The sequence below is a fragment of the Rhodococcus sp. NPDC054953 genome (assembly GCF_053609225.1).
Map to the genome: position 1 here is coordinate 17,236 of NZ_JBSGXD010000006.1, position 20,997 is coordinate 38,232.

Annotated in this window: 21 protein-coding genes; 5 read left to right on the forward strand and 16 right to left on the reverse strand. The window is 70.2% G+C overall.

Features of this window, described 5'->3' with window-relative positions; genetic code table 11:
* Positions 1–150 precede the first annotated feature (150 nt).
* From ACWF62_RS06125 to ACWF62_RS06170, 10 genes are all read right to left on the reverse strand, one after another.
* On the reverse strand, positions 151–1,014 hold the full coding sequence (locus ACWF62_RS06125; protein ID WP_378571586.1) for a phytanoyl-CoA dioxygenase family protein: 864 nt from the start codon (positions 1,012–1,014) through the stop codon (positions 151–153).
* The gene (locus tag ACWF62_RS06130) at positions 1,007–1,429 is read right to left on the reverse strand and encodes an ectoine synthase (RefSeq protein ID WP_452629636.1); all 423 of its coding nucleotides are present in this window, start codon (positions 1,427–1,429) and stop codon (positions 1,007–1,009) included. Before ACWF62_RS06130 ends, ACWF62_RS06125 begins: the two co-directional genes overlap by 8 nt.
* Position 1,430: 1 nt before the next feature.
* Positions 1,431–2,699, reverse strand: a complete 1,269-nt coding sequence (ectB, locus tag ACWF62_RS06135) for a diaminobutyrate--2-oxoglutarate transaminase (RefSeq protein ID WP_452629637.1) — start codon at positions 2,697–2,699, stop codon at positions 1,431–1,433.
* Entirely contained in the window at positions 2,696–3,223 is a 528-nt protein-coding gene (gene ectA, locus ACWF62_RS06140) for a diaminobutyrate acetyltransferase (RefSeq protein ID WP_378505573.1), read from the reverse strand. Before ectA ends, ectB begins: the two co-directional genes overlap by 4 nt.
* 215 nt (positions 3,224–3,438) lie before the next feature.
* A complete protein-coding gene (locus ACWF62_RS06145) occupies positions 3,439–4,827 on the reverse strand; it encodes an ATP-binding protein (RefSeq protein ID WP_452629638.1) in 1,389 nt (462 codons plus the stop codon).
* The gene (locus ACWF62_RS06150) at positions 4,814–5,524 is read right to left on the reverse strand and encodes a response regulator (RefSeq protein ID WP_378569628.1); all 711 of its coding nucleotides are present in this window, start codon (positions 5,522–5,524) and stop codon (positions 4,814–4,816) included. The genes ACWF62_RS06145 and ACWF62_RS06150 overlap by 14 nt, the downstream gene beginning before the upstream one ends.
* Before the next feature lie 46 nt (positions 5,525–5,570).
* Positions 5,571–6,209, reverse strand: a complete 639-nt coding sequence (locus tag ACWF62_RS06155) for an alpha/beta hydrolase family protein (RefSeq protein ID WP_452629639.1) — start codon at positions 6,207–6,209, stop codon at positions 5,571–5,573.
* Positions 6,210–6,237: 28 nt separating this feature from the next.
* A complete protein-coding gene (locus ACWF62_RS06160; protein ID WP_378505577.1) occupies positions 6,238–6,564 on the reverse strand; it encodes a cupin domain-containing protein in 327 nt (108 codons plus the stop codon).
* A gap of 94 nt (positions 6,565–6,658) precedes the next feature.
* Entirely contained in the window at positions 6,659–7,147 is a 489-nt protein-coding gene (locus ACWF62_RS06165) for a dihydrofolate reductase (RefSeq protein ID WP_378505578.1), read from the reverse strand.
* Entirely contained in the window at positions 7,147–7,950 is an 804-nt protein-coding gene (locus ACWF62_RS06170; RefSeq protein ID WP_378505579.1) for a thymidylate synthase, read from the reverse strand. Before ACWF62_RS06170 ends, ACWF62_RS06165 begins: the two co-directional genes overlap by 1 nt.
* A gap of 78 nt (positions 7,951–8,028) precedes the next feature.
* On the opposite strand from ACWF62_RS06170, the gene cobF reads away from it, so the two are divergent.
* The 3 genes from cobF (at position 8,029) to ACWF62_RS06185 (ending at position 10,327) form a co-directional block, all read left to right on the forward strand.
* A complete protein-coding gene (cobF, locus tag ACWF62_RS06175; RefSeq protein ID WP_378505580.1) occupies positions 8,029–8,769 on the forward strand; it encodes a precorrin-6A synthase (deacetylating) in 741 nt (246 codons plus the stop codon).
* 26 nt (positions 8,770–8,795) lie between these two features.
* Positions 8,796–9,671 (forward strand): Fpg/Nei family DNA glycosylase, encoded by an 876-nt coding sequence (locus ACWF62_RS06180; RefSeq protein WP_378569629.1) that lies wholly within the window; start codon positions 8,796–8,798, stop codon positions 9,669–9,671.
* A 95-nt stretch (positions 9,672–9,766) separates the two neighbouring features.
* Positions 9,767–10,327 (forward strand): hypothetical protein, encoded by a 561-nt coding sequence (locus ACWF62_RS06185; RefSeq protein ID WP_452629641.1) that lies wholly within the window; start codon positions 9,767–9,769, stop codon positions 10,325–10,327.
* 118 nt (positions 10,328–10,445) lie between these two features.
* Here the strand turns inward: ACWF62_RS06185 and ACWF62_RS06190 are convergent, their stop codons facing one another.
* From ACWF62_RS06190 to ACWF62_RS06200, 3 genes are all read right to left on the reverse strand, one after another.
* A complete protein-coding gene (locus tag ACWF62_RS06190) occupies positions 10,446–10,574 on the reverse strand; it encodes a hypothetical protein (protein WP_452629642.1) in 129 nt (42 codons plus the stop codon).
* Between the two features lie 191 nt (positions 10,575–10,765).
* Complete coding sequence (locus ACWF62_RS06195) at positions 10,766–12,253, reverse strand: carboxylesterase/lipase family protein (RefSeq protein ID WP_452629643.1); 1,488 nt, start codon at positions 12,251–12,253, stop codon at positions 10,766–10,768.
* Positions 12,246–13,697: a dihydrolipoyl dehydrogenase family protein gene (locus tag ACWF62_RS06200; protein WP_452629644.1), complete on the reverse strand. Its 1,452-nt coding sequence runs from the start codon at positions 13,695–13,697 to the stop codon at positions 12,246–12,248. Before ACWF62_RS06200 ends, ACWF62_RS06195 begins: the two co-directional genes overlap by 8 nt.
* 123 nt (positions 13,698–13,820) lie before the next feature.
* Between ACWF62_RS06200 and ACWF62_RS06205 the strand changes: the two genes are divergently transcribed.
* A complete protein-coding gene (locus ACWF62_RS06205; RefSeq protein WP_378569633.1) occupies positions 13,821–14,642 on the forward strand; it encodes an FAD:protein FMN transferase in 822 nt (273 codons plus the stop codon).
* An 18-nt stretch (positions 14,643–14,660) separates the two neighbouring features.
* Here the strand turns inward: ACWF62_RS06205 and pgi are convergent, their stop codons facing one another.
* Complete coding sequence (gene pgi, locus ACWF62_RS06210; protein WP_452629645.1) at positions 14,661–16,310, reverse strand: glucose-6-phosphate isomerase; 1,650 nt, start codon at positions 16,308–16,310, stop codon at positions 14,661–14,663.
* Between the two features lie 46 nt (positions 16,311–16,356).
* The gene (locus tag ACWF62_RS06215) at positions 16,357–16,683 is read right to left on the reverse strand and encodes a chorismate mutase (protein WP_378505599.1); all 327 of its coding nucleotides are present in this window, start codon (positions 16,681–16,683) and stop codon (positions 16,357–16,359) included.
* A gap of 280 nt (positions 16,684–16,963) precedes the next feature.
* Between ACWF62_RS06215 and ACWF62_RS06220 the strand changes: the two genes are divergently transcribed.
* Positions 16,964–19,438, forward strand: coding sequence for a UvrD-helicase domain-containing protein (locus ACWF62_RS06220; RefSeq protein WP_452629646.1), 2,475 nt, complete (start codon positions 16,964–16,966; stop codon positions 19,436–19,438).
* A gap of 49 nt (positions 19,439–19,487) precedes the next feature.
* On the opposite strand, the gene ACWF62_RS06225 is transcribed toward ACWF62_RS06220, so the two are convergent.
* The gene (locus ACWF62_RS06225; RefSeq protein WP_378506027.1) at positions 19,488–20,396 is read right to left on the reverse strand and encodes a M23 family metallopeptidase; all 909 of its coding nucleotides are present in this window, start codon (positions 20,394–20,396) and stop codon (positions 19,488–19,490) included.
* Positions 20,397–20,997 lie beyond the last annotated feature (601 nt).

Below are 20,997 nucleotides of genomic sequence, written 5' to 3' on the forward strand. Positions count from 1 at the left end.
ACCGAAGGGGTGTGGGGAGCACTCCCCCCTCCGTAGAGGTTATTTGTGACCTTGCCCCGACGTCTTGCTCCGTCCTTCGGGTGGCCCTTCCCCCCCCCCCCCGCTCCGCCTGGGGCCCTTCCCCCCGGGGTCCGGTGCCGGGCTCGCGGGTCAGCCCCGCGCGGCCAGGTGGAGCGGGCGGGGGGTGCTCGCCGCGTACGGGTGCTGGAGCCGGTTGGAGACGCTGTTGAAGACGACGAAGATGTTCGAGCGCGGCACCGGGGTGATGTTGCCGCCCGACGCGTGCAGCACGTTGCTGTCGAACACGGTCATCGACCCGACGGGCCCGGTGAGCACGTCGATGCCGTGCACGGCGGCCAGTTCGGTGACCGCCGTCTCCGACGGAACCCCGATCCGGGGTGTCGTCGTCACCAGTGATTCGCGGTGGTGGTCCGGTGGGGTTTCGCCGCGGCACTGCACGAACACCCACTGGGTGCCCGGCAGGATCATCAACGGACCATTGTGGGGCTCATTGGGGGTCAACGCGATCGACGCGCTCACTGCCCGCGGCGCCGGCATTCCGTCCTCGGCGTGCCAGGTCTCGAAGTCGGAGTGCCAGTAGAACGCGCCGCCAACGAAGCCCGGCTTGTGGTTGAGCCGGCTCTGGTGGATGTACACCTCGCTGCCGAGGATCCGTCGGGCCAGGTCCGCGGCGCCCGACTCGGCGATCGCCTCCCGCACCACCGCGCTGAGCGCGACGACGTCGAAGATCGATCGAACGTCGGCGTTCGACTCCTCCCGCACGATCCGCTCGTCCCCGGCCAGCGCCGGATCCGACCGGATCCGCTCGATCTCCGCCCGGCACGCCGCCGCGGTCTCGTCCGAGATCGCCCGCATCCGCTGCAGGTAGCCGTTCTCCTCGAAGTGCGCCAGTTCGGGATGCCGGTCGGTGCCCCACAGGACCGGGTCGAGGCGGTCCAGCACCTCGGGCAGGTCGGCCACCCGACTGGGATAGCGGTCGACGCCCTCACGCATCGGCATCGACGGGCTCGCGCTCGGCGACGGTGAGCAGCGGGTAGACGCCGTTCTCGTCGTGCACCTCCCGCCCGGTGACCGGGGGATTGAACACGCACAGCATCCGCATCCGGGTGACCGGTTCGACCCGGTGCCGCTCGTTGCCGTCGAGCAGGTACATGGTGCCCGGACGCAACCGGTGCACCTCGCCCGTGTCGAGGTCGGTGAGGATGCCGTCGCCCTCGATCAGCCAGACCGCCTCGATGTGGTTGGCGTAGTGGAACTCGTTGACCGATCCGGCGGCGATGGTGGTTTCGTGGAAGGAGAATCCGACGCCGTCGCCGGCCAGGACGATCCGCTTCGAGCGCCAGTTGCCGTCCTCGCTGGTGATGTCGCGGTCGGTGTCGGTGATCTCGTCGGTGGTACGCACGATCATGTCAGGCACACACCTTCGCGGTCGCCTCGGCGAGAATGCTCAGGCCGTGATTGAGTTCCTCGCTCGTGATCGTCAGCGGCGGAAGGAGTTTCACGACCTCGTCGGAGGGGCCGGACGTCTCGGCGAGTAGTCCCTCGTCGTAGGCGAGACCACAGACCTTGACCGCCTTGCCGGGATCGTCGAATACCAGGCCCTGCACCATGCCGCGCCCGCGGGTGCTGACCCCGTCGAACGAATCCGCGAGGTTGGCGAAGATCTCACCGATCCGCTTGCCCTTCGACGCGGTCGACAGGCTGAGCAGGTCGTCGGCCCAGTACTGCTCGAGGGCGGCGGTGGCGGTGACGAAGGCGGGGTTGTTGCCGCGGAAGGTGCCGTTGTGTTCGCCGGGGGACCAGACGTCGAGTTCGGGTTTGAAGAGGGTGAGGGCCATCGGGAGGCCGTAGCCGCCGATGGACTTGGAGAGGGTGACGATGTCGGGGGTGATGCCTGCGACCTCGAAGGAGAAGAAGGGTCCGGTGCGGCCGCAGCCCATTTGGACATCGTCGACGATGAGGAGGATGCCGCGGGTGGAGCAGAGGTCGGCGAGGGCGCGGAGCCATTCGGGGCGGGCGATGTTGACGCCGCCTTCGCCCTGGACGGTTTCGACGATGACGGCGGCGGGGCGGTTGAGTCCGCTGCCGCTGTCGTCGAGGACGCGTTCGAACCAGTGGAAGTCGGGGGTTTCGCCGTCGAAGTAGTTGTCGAAGGGCATGGGGGTGGAGTGGACGAGGGGGATGCCGGCGCCTGCGCGTTTCATGGAGTTGCCGGTGACGGAGAGTGATCCGAGGGTCATGCCGTGGAAGGCGTTGGTGAAGTTGACGATCGATTCTCGGCCGGTGACCTTGCGGGCGAGTTTGAGGGCGGCTTCGACGGCGTTGGTGCCGGTGGGTCCGGGGAATTGGACTTTGTAGTCGAGTCGGCGGGGGGTGAGGATGAGGTCGTCGAAGGTTTCGAGGAAGCGTCGCTTTGCGGTGGTGTGCATGTCGAGTCCGTGGGTGATGCCGTCGGATTCGAGGTAGTCGATGAGGGCGCGTTTGAGGACGGGGTTGTTGTGTCCGTAGTTGAGTGCGCCTGCGCCTGCGAAAAAGTCGACGTAGTCGCGGCCGGTCTCGTCCTGGATCCAGGTGCCCCTGGCCCGGGTGAACACGGTCGGCCAGGACCGGCTATAGCTGCGAACCTCGGATTCGCGTTGGTCGAAGATCGTCGTGTCGGGCGAGAGAACTGTGGTCATCGGCGTCCGCCTCCGTGGATCGGTCCTATGGTGTACAGGTCTTCTGCGGCGTGCCCCTCGGGGAAGTGGTCGGCCGCGAACAGGGGGCGGGCATAGATGCCGGTGTCGCGCCGCCTGGCGAGTGCGGTGAACATCGCAATCGACGAGGGATTGTCCGCCGTGATGGTGGTTTCGAGGAACCGGACACCGAATCCTCTTGTCCAGTCGAGGATTCGGTCCAGCATCGCGACACCGACACCCCGCCCGCGGGCGGCCTCGTCGACCGCGACCTGCCAGATGAACAGGGTGTCCGGGGATTCGGGACGCACATAGCCGGTGACGTACCCCGCCACCCGCCCGTCGATCTCGGCGACGGCGGACGTGTTCGGGAAGTCGCGGCACCACAACAGGTAGGCGTACGCCGAGTTCACGTCGAGCACCCGCGAATCCTTCGCGATCTGCTGCATCCGGATGGAGTCGGACAGGCGCGGCCTGCGCAGCACCGTCGTTCCTTCGTGCGCGGGAGGGTCGAGAAGGTCGGGCATGGGCCTCCGTTCGGCTTGGCCCGTCGCCGCGCTGACACACGGGGGACGGGGAGCGTCTTCGCCGCTGATGACACGAGCGGCTAGGCCGCTGATGACAGGAGCGCAGCCCGGCCGCAGTGTCGGGCGCGGCTCGGCCGCGCTGTCAGGTGACGGCTTCGCACTCCAGCGTGCGCGAACGATGTTGAGGTGATCCGGTCGCCTGTTTTGCGATCGTGTTACGGATCCGATTCGGGGAGACACGGAAGCGTGATGGTGAATCTGGCCCCGCCGCCGGGGCGATCCCCGCAGGTCACCGTCCCTCCGTGCGCGGCAACGGTCTCGGCGACCAGCGCCAGACCCAGCCCCGTTCCCGACCCGGTCGCCGAGCGCCGCCCCGGATGGGCGGTCGCGAAGCGTTCAAAGATCCGATTCCGATCGGCGGCCCGGACGCCGGGGCCGCGGTCGTCCACGTCGATCAGGACCACCGGCCCGTGCACCCGGATCGTGATGCCGACCAGGCCGCCGCCGTGCCGGTCGGCGTTGTCCATCAGATTCGCCAGCGCCCGCTCCAGCGCCAGCTTGCGCCCCTCGACCCGGCCGTCCGACTCGATCGTCACCAGCTGCGGGGACCGACGCGAGCGGACCATGGTGTGGGTGAGCAGGTCCGCCACCGACATCGGCTCCAGCTCGTCCTGGTGCAACCCCGCCTCGGACCGCGCCAACGCCAGCAGGTCGTCGAGCAGCCGTCGCAGGTGGTCGAGTTCGGCGGTGATCAGGTCCAGCGCCCGACCGGACCGCTCCGGCATCTCCCTTCGCTGCCGATCGAGCACGGCGACGCTGGTGATCAGCGTGGTCAACGGCGTGCGCAGTTCGTGACTGACGTCGCCGAAGAACCGGCGCTCGCGCTCGATCCGCTGGTGCAGCGAGTCCACCATCGTGTTGAAGGAGGTCGTGATCGTGTCCAGGTCCCGATCCCGGGTGAGGGTCAGCCGGGTGGTGAGATCGCCGCCCGAGATCTGGGCGGCCGTCCCCGCGAGTTCGTGCAGCGGCTTCAGGACCCGCCGACTCGCCCAGAACCCGACCGCGGCGCCGGCGGCGGTGGTCAGCATCGCGCAGGAGATCAGGACGATGCGCAGAATCCGCAGCGTCGAGTGCAGTTCGTCGAGCGGCGCCAACTCGTACAGGATGTCGCCCGCATCGTTGAGGACCAACCGCACGCCGATGTAGGGCCTGCCCGCAATGGTGGCGTGCATGGTCGCGCTGCCCTCGTCCGCCGACGACGCCCGCAGCTCGTCGGGCAGCAGGGTCGGTGCGATGCCCGGGTCGGAGGTGGACCACCGCGCCTGCCGGTCCAGCAACAGCACGGTGCCCGCGGGCAGATCGACCGCGCGCAACACATCCTCGGCGGGGGCATCCGACGCGTACAGCACGCTGCGGACGAAGTCGGCGTGGGTGGCGGTCTGGCGCTGCGCCGACCGCTCCCGCTGTCCCACCATGTACTCGCGGCTGGTGGTGAACACGGCCAACGACAGCACCAACGACACCAGCGCCGCCCCGACCGCGAACGACAGAATGACCCGGTTGCGCAGACCCAGCCCACGCAGGCGGAACCTACCGCGGGGCATCGAACCGGTAGCCGAGTCCGCGGACGGTGACGACGATGCGCGGCGCCGACGAGTCGTGCTCGATCTTGGTCCGCAGCCGGCGCACGTGCACGTCGACGATCCGTTCGTCGCCGAAGAAGCCGCGATCCCACACCCGCTCGAGGAGGATGGCGCGGCTCAGGACCAGCCCCGGCGACTGGGCCAGCTCGCACAGCAGCCGGAACTCGGTCAGGGTGAGGTGCACCTGCTCGTCGCCGCGCCGGACGACGCCGCCGCCGGGGGAGAGCACCAGCGGGGCCCGCGGGTCCGGGTCGAGGATGATGTCGGCGGGCGTGCTCGGTTCGCCGGTCGCACCGGCGCGACGGCGCAGGGCCCGCATCCGGGCGGTGATCTCCTTGATCTCGAACGGCTTCGTCACGTAGTCGTCGGCGCCCGCCTCCAGCGCGGCGACCACGTCGTGGGTGTCATCCCGCGCGCTGACGACGATGATCGGCACGTCGTGGCCCTGCCGGACCAGGCGGATGCATGTGAAGCCGTCCATCTCGCCGAGCATCAGGTCGACGATCATCACGTCCGGGGGACCGCTGCGTCGGAGGTGGTCCAGCGCGGTTTCCGCGTCCGGCGCCTCGTCGACGTCGTACCCCTCGTCCTCGAGCGCCAGCCGCAGCGCGGCCCGGACACGGTCGTCGTCCTCGACGATCAGCAGATTGGCACCCATCACTCCATACTGGCAAACGCGGTGACGCCGCCCCGGCGCGGAGGGCTCACCCCCACCCGAATGCGCTGGTCGCGGCCTCCACCGCGAGCGGTACCGCCGGGCTCCGGTCTGGCGCGAGATCGTGCCCCCTCCCGTCGACGAGGACCAGGGTGTGCGGCGCGGCGATCAGGTCCATCGCCGCGCGCATCTCGTCCGGAGTGCCGAACGGGTCGCGGGTGCCGTGCACGAAGACGGCGGGGCAGCGCAGATCCGGCAGGTGCGCGGTGCGGGCCTTCTCCGGTTTGCCCGGCGGGTGCAGGGGGTACGAGAACAGCAGCAGTCCGTCGCAGATCCCCGGCCGCTCGGCGGCGATCATCGACGCCTGCCGTCCGCCGTACGAATGGCCGCCGAGCACGACCGGCGCGGTGACCGACTCGCGGATCGCGTCCGCCGCGGCCGCGATGCCGTCCCGGTCCTGGCCCGCGGTGGACGGGCTCGGGGGTCCCTTCGGTCGCCGCTGCCGAAACGGCAGGTCGTAGCGCAACACCAGCACGCCCGCTGCGGCGAAGTCGGCGGCCGCACCCTGCAGCAGTCGCGCGGTGCGGTCGCCCCCCGCTCCGTGCGTCAGCAGCAGCGCCGCCACCGGATCGCCCGCGGGTCGGTGCAGGTCGCCGACGACCCCGTCGCGTTCGAACAACTCGCTCATCCGGACAACCTCCGGCCGTTGCGGGTGGCTACTTCGCGACGGTCAGCAGGAAGGCAACGTCCTCGACCGCCTCGACGCGGTGCCGGACGGCGGGGATCACCAGCAGGTCGCCGGTCGATCCCTTCCAGGAGTCGTCGCCCGCGATCAGGGTGAGGGTGCCGCTGAGCACCAGGAGCGTTGCCTCGCCGGGGGAGTCGTGCTCGGCGAGCTCCTGCCCGGCGGTCAACGCGACGACGGTCTGCCGCAGGCTGCGCTGATGGCCGCCGTAGATCGTCTGCGAACTCCGTCCGCTGGACGCGGCGTTGGCGAGCTTGAGTTGTTGCCGCGCAACGGCGGTCAGCGACTTCTTGTCCATGGGGCTGCCTCTCGCTGGGAAAGACCGACTGGGAGGTCCTGCCCCTGCAGTATGGCCCACCCTGCGCCGGGCGGCGGAGAACTCGCCGGGACGCTCAGGCTCGGGCGTAGGTGACGAAGCGGAATCGGGTGCCGTCGCGGCTCGACTCCTGCCAGTCGCCGGTGCTCAACGCGACCCACTCGGGGCCGAGCGCGGGGGCGTACGCGTCGCCGTCCACGTCGAGGTCGACCTCGGTGACGACCAGCCGATCGGCCCGGCCGAGCGCGGCGGCGTAGATCTCGCCGCCGCCGATGACCCACGCCTCGTGGTTGTCGGCGGCCAGGGTGATCGCGTCGTCGACGGAGTGCACGACCTCGGCGCCGTCCGCGGACCAGTCCCGGTCCCGGGTGACGACGATGTTCCGGCGATCGACCAGCGGCCGGAACCGCGGCGGCAGCGAGTCCCAGGTCCGCCTGCCCATGATCACCGGGTGTCCGCTGGTGACCGCCTTGAAGGCGGCCATGTCCTCGGGGATCCGCCACGGGATGGTGTTGCCCCTGCCGATCACGCCGCCGCGGGCCTGCGCCCAGATCGCGCCGAGCATCACACCGCCACCGGTGCCTTGATGGCGGGATGGTGCCGGTAGCCGGTGATCTGCACGTCGTCGAAGGTGTAGTCGAAGATCGAGTCCCGCTTGTGCAGCGCCAGCGTCGGGTACGGGTACGGGTCGCGCGACAACTGCTCGGTGACCTGGTCGAGATGGTTGTCGTAGATGTGGCAGTCGCCGCCGGTCCAGATGAACTCGCCGACCTCAAGACCGGTCTGCTGCGCGACCATGTGGGTGAGCAGCGCGTAGCTGGCGATGTTGAACGGCACCCCGAGGAACAGGTCCGCGCTGCGCTGGTACAGCTGGCAGCTGAGCTTCCCCTCCGCGACGTAGAACTGGAAGAACGCGTGGCACGGCTGCAGCGCCATCGCGTCCAGGTCGGCGACGTTCCACGCCGAGACGATCATCCGCCGCGAATCCGGGTTCGTTCGCAGGGTCTCGATGACCTTGGTGATCTGGTCGATGTGCTCGCCGTCCGGGGTCGGCCAGGACCGCCACTGCACGCCGTACACCGGGCCGAGCTCACCGTCGGCGTCCGCCCACTCGTCCCAGATCGTGACGCCGTGCTCGCGCAGCCAGCCGACGTTGGAGTCGCCGCGCAGGAACCACAGCAGCTCGTACACGATCGACTTGAGGTGCACCTTCTTGGTGGTGACCAGCGGGAAGCCCTCGCGCAGGTCGAAGCGCATCTGGTGACCGAACACGCTGCGGGTCCCGGTGCCCGTCCGGTCCGCCTTCGGGGTCCCGGTGTCCATGACGAGGCGGAGCAGGTCTTCGTACGGGGTGTGCACGGCGGCCATTCTAGGCGGCTCCGCCGCCCGTGAGTCCTTCCGGCCCCGTGAAGGACCGGAAGGACTCACGGGCGCTAGCCTGCGCCTATGCGTGAACTCCTCGTGATCGGCGTCGGCGCCGGTGACCCCGACCAGGTGACGATCCAGGCAGTCAAGGCCATGAACCGGGCCGAGGTGTTCTTCGTCATCGGCAAGGGCGAGGAGAAGCAGGACCTCGTCGACCTGCGCACCGGCCTGCTCGACGAGCACATGCGTGGCGACTACCGGATCGTCGACATCGTCGACCCGCCCCGCGATCGGACCCCGAGCAACTACGAGGGCGTCGTCGACGACTGGCACGACCGCCGCGCCGCGATCTTCGAGGAGGCCTTCGCGGCGGTGGACGGGGTCGGCGCGATCCTGGTGTGGGGGGACCCGTCGCTGTACGACAGCACGCTGCGGATCGTCGAGCGGGTGCTCGGCCGCGGCGTCGTCGACTTCGCCTACACGGTGATCCCCGGCGTGACGAGCGTGTCGTCGCTGGCCGCGCAGCACCGCATCGTGCTCAACCGGATCGGGGAACCGGTGCTGACCACCACCGGACGGCGGCTGCGGGAGGGTTTGCCCGACGGCGTCCGGGACGCGGTGGTGATGCTCGACGCGGAGAACAGCTTCACCACCCTCGGCGGGGACTGGGACATCTGGTGGGGCGCCTACCTCGGCACCCCCGACGAGACGCTGATCGCCGGGGACCTGCGCGAGGTGTCGCAGGAGATCGTCCGGGTGCGGGCCGAGCTGCGGGAGCGCAAGGGCTGGATCATGGACACCTACCTGGTCCGCAGGCGCTGACACCGGGACGCCCCTAGGCTGGGGGCATGCCCGAACTGCCCGAGGTGGAAGCCCTGGCCCAGTTCCTGCGCGACCACGCGGTCGGCGCGGTGATCGGACGGGTCGACGTGGCCGCGCTGAGTGTGCTGAAGACATTCGACCCGCCGATCGGCGACCTGCAGGGCCGCGACATCAGCGGCGCCGCCAGGTTCGGCAAGCACCTCGGCCTGCGCTGCGGCGCGGAGGACGGGCTGTGGCTGATCACGCATCTCTCCCGGGCAGGCTGGCTGCGCTGGCAGGACAACCCCGGCCAGACGCCGCCGAAACCGGGGAAGGGTCCGCTGGCGTTGCGACTGCACCTGTTCGCACCGGACGGCACCACCCCCGCGATCGACCTCACCGAGGCCGGAACCCAGAAGCGGCTTGCGGTCTGGTTGGTGCGCACCCCCGCCGAGGTGCCCGGCGTCGCGAGGCTCGGCCCGGACGCGCTCGACGTCACCGATTCCGCGCTCGCGGACCTGTTGTCGAGGTCGGCGGCGCGGATCAAGAACACGCTCACCGACCAGTCGTTGCTTGCCGGGATCGGCAACGCCTACTCCGACGAAATCTTGCACGAGGCGCGGCTCTCGCCGTTTGCGACGGCGAACAAGTTGTCGCCGGAGCAGGTTTCCACGCTGCACGCGGTGATGCGCTCGGTGCTCGGCGACGCCGTCACCCGGTCGGTCGGCCAGGACGCGGCTCGGCTCAAGGGGGAGAAGCGTTCCGGGATGCGGGTGCACGCCCGCACCGGGCTGCCCTGCCCAGTCTGCGGGGACACGGTGCGCGAGGTCTCGTTCGCGGACCGGTCCTTCCAGTACTGCCCGACCTGCCAGACCGGCGGTAAGGTCCTCGCGGACCGGCGGATGTCGAAACTGCTGAAGTGACCCGAACGGTCCGGTTCCCCCGATTTCGGGGGAGGCCGGGCTACCGTTCGGGTCGGCCCTGCACCGGGCAGGGTGGCAACTCGGGAGGTGCACTCTTGTTCGGACGGACCATGATCGGCATCATCGCCGTGAGCGCGGCACTGTTCACCGCGGGCTGCGGCAGCGACGACTCGACGCCGACAACCACCACCACGCCGACACCAACAACAACCACCACCACGACGGCCGCAGCGACGACCACCACGACGACACCGGCGTCCGCGCCTGCGCAGGCCCCTGCCGGGGTGCCGGGCCCGGCATCCGAGGTGCCGCACCACGGGGCGGTTCCACCAGCCCCGGTCACCACCCCGGCGGCGGGCCCGGTCGGAGCGGACGGCTCGACCGGCAACAACCTGACCGCGGAATACTGTGCGCAGAACGAGGATCCGGGCTGCCCGGCCGGGAGTTTCATCGGGCCGAATGCGATCCCGAACCCGGATGGCAGCGGCAACTACGTGCCATGTGAGGGGACCATCTGCACCAACCCGGACCACGGCGCAGGCACGGACCCGCAGGAGAACGGCGGCGCGGTGATGGAGAACCCGAATGGCGACGGGGAGGCGGTGCCGTGCGAGGGCACCATCTGCACCAACCCGAACAACGGTGCGGGGGAATAGCACTCGCGAACCAACCCACCCGAGATCGTGGCGATTCCACGGTCTCCGGCGCACATGATTCGAGTGGGGTCCCGGTCGGGGCCCCACTCGAATCATTGGTGCGGCGGTGTCGGGTCCGCTACCCGGCGAGGTCCTCGGCCGCCCCGGCGGACCCGGTGAAGAAGCTCACCGCGCCAAGCAGGTCGCTCGCCGCGCCGGTGAAGTCGGCGGCGAAGTCGAGGAACGGAATGATCTCGGCGGAACCCATCAGTGCTCTCCTGTGTCAGTGCATCGAACATGGACGGGACGGGGACGTCCCGGGAATGAGCATCCGGCGCGGCAGCGGCGTATCGCAATGCCGTTGACGCGACCTTGACGGTGGCCGCCGCGGATCTTGACGCGCAACCTCACCGGCGGTGCCGGTAGTCCAACCTCACCGGCGGTGCCGGTAGTCCAACCTCACCGGCGGTGCCGGTAGTCCAACCATGCCCGGCGCTTGTCCCCGTCCGGGTCGTGCTCGATGCGGGCGGGGGCATCGACGATCAGTGTTTCCCGGTTCTCGATGCTGTACCGCGGCCAGGTGTCCCGTGGCCTGCCGTACCTGGCGAAGTGCAGCCAGTGCGTTTGCACGATGTTGGTGACCATGCGCAGGCCGTCCCTCCCGCCGAGCGCGGACGCGGCCTTCCCGAGCGGGTGGTCGACCGCTCCGAACACGGCGAGCAGTTCGGTGGCGTGCGTTGCGCCGAACCCGGTCCAGCGCAGCAGGTTCGGTGCGAAGTCATATCGGTAGGAGTAGGTCGGTGCCGCTGCGGTGTGTCCCTGCGCGACGAGGATCGACGGCTCCCAGAAGGTGACGTCGCCGCCGAGTTGCACCGCGGCGCGCCGGCCGGGGTAGCGGGGGTAGGCGGTGAGGATGCGTGCCCTCACCCGCGGCTGCGTCTCGGCGAACATTTTCTCGATCCGCACCGGGTCGGTGGGGATGATGTCGAGGAAGCGCGGGAACATTGTGCCCTCGTTGGCGTTCGTGCCGACGATCAGCGGCACCGGATGCGCATGACCGGCGGCGAACGCGTCGAGCGGATGCCGGGGCAGCAGGTCCCCGTCCACGACCGGCGCGAACGCGCGGGTCCCCGGCGCCTCGTCGGCGCCGCGCGCGACGAGGGCGTCGCCTGCACGGACCATCGCCTCGGGAGTGGCCGAGGTGAGGGCCCGGACCGGGTCGCCGTCCGCGCCGAGCAGCTCGAGAAACTCCGCCGACCACGCTGTGGCGCGGTCACGGCCGTACGCGGATGCGGCGGGCGGGCTTTCGGCGATCGCCTGCCGGAACAGGCCGGCCGCGGCCGGCGTGCACATCAGGGTGGTGACGGCGTTGGCTCCGGACGACTCCCCGAACACCGTGACGTTCTCGGGGTCGCCACCGAACGCGGCGATGTTGCGTTGCACCCACTGCAGCGCCGCGATCTGATCACGCAGGCCGAGATTGGAGTCGAATCGCCGCCGGGGTGAGGAGAGGGCGGTGAAGTCGAGATAGCCGAGTGCGCCGAGGCGGTAGCCGATCGAGACGTACACGATGTCGCCGCGGCGGACGAGTGCGTCACCGCGGTACAGCGGGGTGGACGCCGCTCCGCCGCTGTATGCGCCGCCGTGGATGAACACCAGCACCGGCCGGGGTTCGATGCTCGGGGTCGCTGGGGTGAGAACGTTCAGGGTCAGGCAGTCCTCGCCGGTCCGACCCGGCCCGGCCATCCGCCCCGACTGCGGGGGCGCGCAACCGAATTCGGTGGCGTCCCGCACCGCCGTCCATGGGGTGAGCGGCTGGGGAGACCGCAGGCGCAGGTCGCCGACCGGTGGGGTCGCGTAGGGGATCCCGCGCCACGACCGCAACCCGTGCTGTTCACGGCCCTGCACCGGCCCGTCGGCGGTGGTGACGACCAGGGGATCAGCCACGGCGTGCCTCCAGCAGTCGCAGCCACACCTCGGCGACCGTTGGGTAGGCGGGAACCGCGTGCCACAGGGTGTCCAGGGGCACCGATCCGACGACCGCGACGGTGGCGGCGTGCAGCAGTTCGGCGACGTCGGTGCCCACGAACGTCGCCCCGAGCAGGGTGTCGGATGCGCGGTCGATGACGAGCTTCGCGTGCCCGGCGAAGTCGTCTCTGGCCAGGGACGATCCGGCGACGGCGATGTCGAGGTCGACCGTCTCCACATCGAAGCCCGCTGTGCGGGCGTCCTGCTCGGTCCGGCCGACCGAGGCGACCTCCGGGGTGGTGAACACCACCTGCGGGACGGCGGCCCGGTCGGAGGTCGCCGCGTGCCGGGACCCGTCGATCGGCCGGGACTCGGCGCGGGCGGCGATCACGTCGCCGCAGACCCGGCCGTGGTACTTGCCCATGTGGGTCAGGGGTGTGCGCCCGGCGGCGTCGCCGACCGCGTACAGCCACTCACCGGGTACCCCGACGACGGTGAGGTGGTCGTCGGTGCGGAGGGTGTCGATCCCGAGCGTGGACAGGCCGAGGTCACCGGTGGCAGGCCTGCGTCCGGCCGCGACGAGCACCTCGTCCACCTGCAGGTCGGTGCCGTCGCGGAGGGTGAGGGTCACCGGTCCGCCGTGGATCCGGCCGATGCCGGTGGCGCGTGGTGCGTTCCGGTGCACCGATGCCACCTCGGTGCCCGTCCGGACCGTCACCCCGCGGGACCGGAGTGCGGCAGCAACGGCGTCCCGGGCGAACGGTTCCGCCGTCGTCAGCAGGCCGGGCCCGCGGACCAGGAGCGTCACCTCGCTGGCGCCGAGGTCGAGCAGCCAGGTCGCGGCCTCGCAGGCGACGACGCCGCCGCCGACGATCGCGATCCGCTCCGGGACGTCGACCAGGTTGGTTGCGTCGCGGGACGTCCACGGCAGCGCCTCCCGCAGTCCCGGGGTGGCGGGGATGGTCGCGGTCGATCCGGTGGCGAGGACGACGGCGCAGCGGGCCAGCACGGTCCGGGCCCCGTCCGCCCCGGTGACCTCGACGGTGCGTTCCCCGGTTACCCGGCCCGCCCCGCGGATCACGTCGACGCCGACCCCGGCCGCCCAGCAGACCTGCCCGGCGTCATCGTGCTGGGAGGTGAAGGTGTCCCGTCGCGCCAACACCGCCGGGACGTCGAGTGCGCTGTCTCCCAGCGGTTCCCGCACCCCGGGCATCGCTCGCGCGGAACCGCGGACGGACCCGGGGCGGAGCAACGCCTTGCTGGGCATGCAAGCCCAGTACGAGCACTCGCCGCCGAGCAGTTCGTGCTCGACGATCACGGCGGTCCGGTCGGAACCCGCGACGGCATACTGTGCGGCGATCTCGCCGGCCGGGCCGCCGCCGATGACGACGACGTCGTACTCGTTCGCTGCTGCTTGCGGCATGGGACCACCGTAGAGGGCCCACGGAATTCCTTCAGTTCATCCACAGGAACGGGGCGCATACTGGAGGTTCAACACCCGTCCGGCCGCGGGTGGCGTTGTCGAATCGTCGTGGAGTGCAGTGTGATGGCCCCGAGTTCGGTGTGGAAGATGTGGGGGAGCGAAGTCGAGGTGCGGGTCACCGAGTGGGCGGCCCTCGCCGATGCGGCTGCGCTGACGGAGGCCGCGATGGCGCAGGTGAAGGCCGTCTGCGACCTCGGAAGCGGAGATGCGGAGATCCACCGCCTCAACCAGGCGCAGGGCACCCCCGTCCGGGTCAGCACCGAACTCGGCGGTCTGATTCGTGCTGCGTTGTGGGCGGCCCGGATGACGGGCGGTGCGGTGACACCGGTGTCGATCGAGACCCGAGATCCGATCGGCACGGTCCCGATCGCCCCGTGCTTCCACGACGTGCGGGTCGACGGCGACACCGTCTTCGCGCCGTTCGGCACGTTCCTCGACCTCACCGCGACCGCGAAGGCCGGGACCGCGCATCGGGTGGCCCGCCGCGCCGCCGACGATCTCGAGTGCGGGGTGCTGGTGCGGGTCGACGATGTCGTCGCGACCTGGGGGCACTGCCCGATCGGCGGGTGGCAGGTCGAGACCGGCGTCGCCCGGCGGGCCGGGGGTGCGGACCGTGTCGAGGTGCGGGCGGGCTCCGCGATGGCGTCGGCCAGGGCGCCCGCCGTCTCGTCCGACGGGCCGGACCCGGGAGTCGACTGCGTCACCGTGATCGCGGATGACGGACTGTGGGCCTACGCGGCGGCGATGGCGGCGGTCGGTCGGGGTGTCGCGGCGCTGCGCTGGCTCAGCGAGAACGATCTGGCCGCGCGGGTCGCCTACCGGCACGGCAGCGTGCGGACCACCGACGCCTGGCTGCACCTGCCGCCGCATGGGCACGTCGCGTGACGGGCGACCCGACGGCGCTCAGACCGCGCGCCCGCGCCTGCCGCGGTACCAGCGCACCAGCGTGTCGGTCGACGAGTCGGACTGCGGCTGCGGGGCGTCCGCTGCGGTGAGGACCGGCTCAAGTTCGAGTGCCTGTACCTTGCCGAGTTCGACGCCCCACTGGTCGAACGAATCGATCCCGAACACCACACCCTCCACGAACACCTGATGCTCGTACAGCGCGATCAGCTGGCCGAGCACGGACGGCGTGATCCTCGGCGCGAGGATCGTCGTCGACGGCCGGTTGCCCGGCATCACCTTGTGCGACACCAGTTCCGGGTCGGTTCCCTCCGCAGCGATCTCCTCGGCGGTCCGGCCGAACGCGAGGACCTTCGTCTGGGCGAACAGGTTGCTCATCAGCACGTCGTGCATCGACCCGACGCCGTCGATGGTGGCGAGATCGTCGGTGGGTTCGGCGAATCCGATGAAGTCGGCGGGCGCAAGCCGGGTGCCCTGGTGCAGCAGTTGGTAGAAGGCGTGCTGGCCGTTGGTGCCCGGTTCGCCCCAGAAGATCTCCCCGGTCGGCGTCGACACCGGGGACCCGTCGGCCCGCACCGACTTGCCGTTCGACTCCATCGTCAGCTGCTGGAGGTAGGCAGCGAAGCGGCCGAGGTCGTTCGAATACGGCAGCACCGCACGCGAATCCGCGCCGAAGAAGCTCGAGTACCAGACGCCGATCATGCCGAGCAGGACCGGGGCGTTCGACTCGAGTGGCTGCTCGGCAAAGTGCCGGTCGATCAGGTGGAATCCGGACAGAAACTCGCCGAAGGCGTCCCGGCCGATCACGCACATCAGCGACAACCCGACCGCCGAGTCCACCGAGTAGCGGCCCCCCACCCAGTCCCAGAACCCGAACATGTTGGCCGGGTCGATGCCGAACTCGGCGACCCGATCGGCGTTCGTCGAGACCGCGACGAAATGCTTCGGCACCGCCTCCTCGCCGAGCGCCGCCACCAGCCAGCGGCGGGCGGCCGTCGCGTTGGTGAGCGTTTCCAGTGTGGAGAACGTCTTCGAGGCCACGATGAACAGCGTCGTCGCCGGGTCCAGGCCTGCCAGCTTGCCGACCAGGTCGGCGGGGTCGATGTTGGAGACGAACCGTGCGGTGACGCCGGAGTCGACGTAGTGGCGCAGCGCCCGGAACGCCATCACCGGACCCAGGTCGGAGCCGCCGATGCCGAGGTTGACGACCGTGGTGATCCGCTCGCCGGTGGCGCCGCGCCACTCGCCGGAGCGGAGCCGGTCGGTGAACCCGCCCATCCGGTCGAGGACCTCGTGCACGTCCGCCACCACGTCCTGGCCGTCCACGATCAGCCGCGCGTCGCGCGGCAGTCGCAACGCGGTATGCAGGACGGCGCGGTCCTCGGAGGTGTTGACGTGCTCGCCGCGCAGCATCGCGTCGCGCCGCTCCTCGACGCCTGCCGCGCGCGCCACCTCAACCAGCAGGCGCAGCGTCTCCCGCTCCACCCGATGCTTGCTGTAGTCGATGTACAGGTCACCGGCGGTGACGGTGAGCTCGGTGCCCCGGCCCGGATCCTCGGCGAACAGCTCACGCAGCTGTCGGTCGGCGACCGACTCGTGGTGCGTGCGCAGCGTCTGCCAGGCGGGGGTGGTGGTGATGTCGAGGCTCATGATTTCGACCCTATCGGCCGCGGTCGGCGAACGCTGGTGTGCGCTGTCAGCGCCCGAGACGCCCACGGCCGAGGCGCAACAGCAGCATGGCCAGGGTGTGACCCTCCTGGCCGAGCTCGCCGAACCGCTCGAGCACCTTCATCTCGCGGCTGTGCACGAGGCGGGGACCGCCGGAGGCCATCCGGGTGCGGCCGATGATGCGGGAGACCTCGGTCCGCCGCTTGATCGCGGCGAGGATCTCCGCGTCGAGCCGGTCGATCTCCTTGCGCAGCTCGTCGATCTCGGCCTCACTGGTCGGGATCGCGATGTCGTCGGTGCCGGTCGCCGGGTCGTTCTTGGCGGCGTCGTCGTGCGATGAGATGGGGGCGCCCATGTCTACTCCTCGTGTCACACACTGGATCGTTGTCGGTCCCGCGGGTCGTTACCCGATCCAGGCCGTCTCACGAAAAGGGCCCCGGATCCGGTTGCGGACCGCGGGGCTCGTGGATTGGTCAGGCCACGGGCACCGGAGTCCGGTACCCGTAGAAAAATCGCCACTGCAGGCGATTGTCGGCGCTGAGCATGCCCTCATTTTGCCATGCCCGGCGGCACCCGCCGCCGCGTGGGTGGTGCCGGGGCCTGCTGTCGGTGTGCGGCGGTAGCGTGGACAGGCGATGAACACATTCTCCGCCGCATCATTCTCCGGCGCAGCCCAGGCCGGCCTCCGTACCTCGACCGCGGATCTCCTCGATGGGTTGAACCCGCCGCAGCGGGACGCGGTCGTGCACACGGGGTCGCCACTGCTGATCGTTGCCGGTGCAGGATCGGGCAAGACTGCGGTCCTGACCCGCCGCATCGCCTACCTGCTGGCGGAACGCGGCGTCACCCCCGGCCAGATCCTGGCCATCACGTTCACCAACAAGGCAGCAGCGGAGATGCGGGAACGGGTCGCGCAGCTCGTCGGCCCGCGCGCGACCAGCATGTGGGTGGCGACCTTCCACTCGACCTGCGTTCGGATCCTGCGGATGCAGGCCGCGCTGCTGCCCGGGGTGAACTCGAACTTCACGATCTACGACGCGGACGATTCGCGGCGGCTGCTGACGATGATCTCGAAGGACCTCGAGATCGACCAGAAGAAGTACTCGGCGCGGCTGCTGGCCACGCACATCTCCAACCTGAAGAACGAGCTGATCGGCCCGGAGCAGGCCGAGACCGACGCCGCGCAGGACCCCAACGAGGTGGTGCGGCTGGTGGCCCGGGTGTACGGGCACTACCAGGCCCGGCTGCGCGCGGCGAACGCGTTCGACTTCGATGACCTGATCGGCGAGACGGTCGCGCTGCTGCAGCAGCACCCGCAGGTTGCCGAGTACTACCGGCGCCGGTTCCGGCACGTCCTCGTCGACGAATACCAGGACACCAACCACGCCCAGTACGTCCTGGTGCGCACGCTGGTCGGGGAGGCGAGCACGCCGGACGCGGCCGCCGTGCCGCCGTCGGAGCTGTGCGTGGTCGGTGACGCGGACCAGTCCATTTACGCGTTCCGCGGCGCCACCATCCGCAACATCGAGGAGTTCGAGCGGGACTATCCGCAGGCCCGCACGATCCTGCTGGAACAGAACTACCGTTCCACCCAGAATATTCTCACCGCCGCCAACGCGGTGATCTCCCGGAACACCGGCCGCCGCGACAAGAAGCTGTGGACCGACTCCGGTGAGGGCGACCTGATCACCGGGTACGTCGCCGACAACGAGCACGACGAGGCATCCTTCGTCGCGTCCGAGATCGACCGCCTCGTCGACGCTGGTGACGCGAAGTTCGGTGAGGTCGCGGTGTTCTACCGCACCAACAACTCCTCGCGCGCGTTGGAGGAGGTGTTCATCCGGCTCGGCCTGCCCTACAAGGTGGTCGGTGGGGTCCGGTTCTACGAGCGCAAGGAGGTGCGTGACGTCGTCGCCTACCTGCGGGTGCTGGAGAACCCGGACGACACGGTGAGCCTGCGACGGATCCTCAATACCCCGCGCCGGGGCATCGGGGACCGCGCGGAGGCCTGCGTCGCGGTGCACGCCGAGCAACGCGGCATCGGGTTCGCTGCCGCGCTGCGGGACGCAGCGGCGGGCACCGTCCCGCTGCTGAACACCCGCTCACACAAGGCGATCGCCGCGTTCGTCGACATGATGGACGAGATCCGGGACGGGATGCAGCCCGACGACACCGGGCTGATCGACATCGGCGACGTGGTGGAGTCGGTCCTCGACCGGACCCGCTACCGCGCGGAACTCGAGGCGAGCAGCGATCCGCAGGATGGGGCGCGACTCGACAATCTGAACGAACTCGTCAGTGTGGCAAGGGAGTTCAGCTCAGATGCGCGCAATGCGGTGGGCCTGGACACGGAGACCGACGAGTCGCTCGAGGGCGCGCTCGCGGCGGCCGACGAGGACGATCCGGCCCTCGCCGAGGGCGAACCCGATCCGGGATCGCTTGCCGCGTTCCTGGAGCGGGTGTCGCTGGTTGCGGACTCGGATCAGCTGCCGGACAACGGTGACGGCGTGGTGACGCTGATGACGCTGCACACCGCGAAGGGGCTCGAGTTCCCGGTCGTGTTCGTGACGGGCTGGGAGGACGGCCAGTTCCCGCACATGCGTGCCCTCGGCGACCCGGCGGAGTTGTCGGAGGAGCGGCGCCTGGCCTACGTCGGCATCACGCGTGCCCGCCAGCGACTGTACGTGACGCGCGCGGTGCTGCGGTCGGCGTGGGGGCAGCCGATCACGAACCCGGAATCGCGGTTCCTGCAGGAGATTCCGCAGCACCTGCTCGACTGGCGCCGGGAAGATCCGGGACCGGGTGTTGGGGGCGCGATCGGCGGGGGCCGGTTCCGCGGCGGCCAGGGGTACGGCGGCGGCTACGGCACCGGAGGGGGTGTCGGTGGCCGCGAGCGGGCGGAGTCGACGCCGAGCTTCGGCGCGGCCCGACCCCGCAACAACCACCTCGTGCTCGCGGTCGGGGACCGCGTCAGCCATGACAAGTACGGCCTCGGGACCGTCCTCGAGACGAAGGGTGCAGGCACGACCGCGACGGTCACCGTCGACTTCGGCTCCTCCGGCAAGGTGCGGTTGATGCTCATCGGCGGTGTGCCGATGGTCAAGCTGTAGACCGGGCCCGGGCCGGGCCATGGCCCGGCCCGCGTGGTGCGGGAGCCGATCAGTCGCGTTCGACGCCGAGGCTGATGCCGCGGGTGGCGAGCCACGGGATCGGGTCGATCTTGTCGTTGCCCGCCAGGTGCACCTCGAAATGCAGGTGCGGACCGGTGGAGAAGCCGCGGTTGCCCATGCGGGCGATCTGGTCGCCCGCCATCACCTGCTGGCCGACCGACACCAGCGACGAGTCGATGTGCCCGTAGACGGTGATGGTGCCGTCGGCGTGCTGCAGCCGCACCCACATGCCGAAGCCGGAGGCGGGACCGGAGTCGATGACGACGCCGTCGGCGACCGCGTAGATCGGGGTGCCGATCGCATTGGCGATGTCCACGCCGGCGTGAATCGTTCCCCACCGCGAACCGAAATGGGAGGTGAAGGTGCCCACCGCGGGGAGGGCGAACAGCGGCCTGCGGGCCGCGGCCTCGCGGGCGGCGCGCTCCTCACCGAACCGCTGGCCCTTCGCGAGCAGGTTCGAGAACTGGGTCAGGTCCGCGGGATCGGCGACGTTGAGCACCTGCGGGGCCTGCGACGGTGCTGCGCCTTCGGTGGTTGCGGCGAACTGTGCGGCCTGCGGCGCGGCGGTGGAGGCGATCGCGGACGCGTCGTCGGCGGCGAGGGCGATCTCGGGTGCCTGCTCCGGCCCGCTGTTCGCGGCCTGGCCCGCGGCGACCACGGCGCCTGCTGCCACCGCGACGACGGCGGCGCGGCCCTTGAGGGCGGTGGGTGGGGTTGGGATGCGGTGCGCTCCACCGCGCCGGGCGGGAGCTGCAACATTCGCGAGGTCGGACACCCGTGTGAGGTCGGCATCGGGGCGGTCCGTTGGCGCCGGTGTGTCACCGGGCAGTGCCGCGGTGACCGTGGTCGGGCTGTCGTCGAACGGGTCGGGGTGGAACGGGGTGTTGCGGTGATTCATGGAGCCGTGGGTCTCGAGACGTGATGACCCGGTGTAACGCTGTGCCGAGTACTGCGGATGTGACTGTTTGCCCGCGTCGTCGACGACGAACCGGTCGCTGCGCCTGCTGGTCTGCTGCGCCGGTCCCGGTCGGGAGGTGACGGTCTGGGCTGCGAAGTCCCGCCTCGGTTCGAGGTCCGGTGCGGGGGTGGTGCCGAAGTCGCTGGTCGTGGACGGTGCGCGGTGTCTTGACAAGAACCTGCCGTCCTCTCGCTCGTGACCTGCCTGTGACTTGGACTCAGCGACGGTAACGAAACGGTCGCAGGAGCCGCAACCTCTGGCGGAAGACCCGCCGTGGAGTTGTGATATGCATCACAAATCAATAACGGGCGATTCCGACATAAGGTCCACCGGGTGTTCGTCGGCGCAGCCGCAGGGTGGGGCGGGTGGGCGTGGGGGCGCCCGAGGGCGTATACCTGATCGGGTGACCCTTGACCACCGGTCGGGTTGTCGCGTCGATGGTCGCGCCAGGGATGCTGGCCGGGATCGTCGGCACGGTGCTTCGCGCAGGCGTCGCTGGAGCGGTTTTCGGCCCAGCGGCCCGTGGCCTGCGGCGTATGCA

Bases quoted from the DNA above. Each gene is read 5' to 3' on its own strand.
- ACWF62_RS06180 (WP_378569629.1), top strand. From the start codon at position 8,796: ATGCCCGAACTGCCCGAGGTGGAAGCCCTGGCCCAGTTCCTGCGCGAC.
- ACWF62_RS06150 (WP_378569628.1), bottom strand. From the start codon at position 5,524: ATGGGTGCCAATCTGCTGATCGTCGAGGACGACGACCGTGTCCGGGCC.
- ACWF62_RS06190 (WP_452629642.1), bottom strand. From the start codon at position 10,574: ATGGGTTCCGCCGAGATCATTCCGTTCCTCGACTTCGCCGCCGACTTC.
- ACWF62_RS06170 (WP_378505579.1), bottom strand. From the start codon at position 7,950: ATGGCCGCCGTGCACACCCCGTACGAAGACCTGCTCCGCCTCGTCATG.
- ACWF62_RS06155 (WP_452629639.1), bottom strand. From the start codon at position 6,209: ATGAGCGAGTTGTTCGAACGCGACGGGGTCGTCGGCGACCTGCACCGA.
- cobF (WP_378505580.1), top strand. From the start codon at position 8,029: ATGCGTGAACTCCTCGTGATCGGCGTCGGCGCCGGTGACCCCGACCAG.
- ACWF62_RS06205 (WP_378569633.1), top strand. From the start codon at position 13,821: ATGGCCCCGAGTTCGGTGTGGAAGATGTGGGGGAGCGAAGTCGAGGTG.
- ACWF62_RS06220 (WP_452629646.1), top strand. From the start codon at position 16,964: ATGAACACATTCTCCGCCGCATCATTCTCCGGCGCAGCCCAGGCCGGC.
- ACWF62_RS06160 (WP_378505577.1), bottom strand. From the start codon at position 6,564: ATGGACAAGAAGTCGCTGACCGCCGTTGCGCGGCAACAACTCAAGCTC.
- ACWF62_RS06125 (WP_378571586.1), bottom strand. From the start codon at position 1,014: ATGCGTGAGGGCGTCGACCGCTATCCCAGTCGGGTGGCCGACCTGCCC.
- ACWF62_RS06200 (WP_452629644.1), bottom strand. From the start codon at position 13,697: ATGCCGCAAGCAGCAGCGAACGAGTACGACGTCGTCGTCATCGGCGGC.
- ectB (WP_452629637.1), bottom strand. From the start codon at position 2,699: ATGACCACAGTTCTCTCGCCCGACACGACGATCTTCGACCAACGCGAA.
- ACWF62_RS06165 (WP_378505578.1), bottom strand. From the start codon at position 7,147: ATGCTCGGCGCGATCTGGGCGCAGGCCCGCGGCGGCGTGATCGGCAGG.
- pgi (WP_452629645.1), bottom strand. From the start codon at position 16,310: ATGAGCCTCGACATCACCACCACCCCCGCCTGGCAGACGCTGCGCACG.
- ACWF62_RS06225 (WP_378506027.1), bottom strand. From the start codon at position 20,396: ATGAATCACCGCAACACCCCGTTCCACCCCGACCCGTTCGACGACAGC.
- ACWF62_RS06215 (WP_378505599.1), bottom strand. From the start codon at position 16,683: ATGGGCGCCCCCATCTCATCGCACGACGACGCCGCCAAGAACGACCCG.
- ectA (WP_378505573.1), bottom strand. From the start codon at position 3,223: ATGCCCGACCTTCTCGACCCTCCCGCGCACGAAGGAACGACGGTGCTG.
- ACWF62_RS06145 (WP_452629638.1), bottom strand. From the start codon at position 4,827: ATGCCCCGCGGTAGGTTCCGCCTGCGTGGGCTGGGTCTGCGCAACCGG.
- ACWF62_RS06130 (WP_452629636.1), bottom strand. From the start codon at position 1,429: ATGATCGTGCGTACCACCGACGAGATCACCGACACCGACCGCGACATC.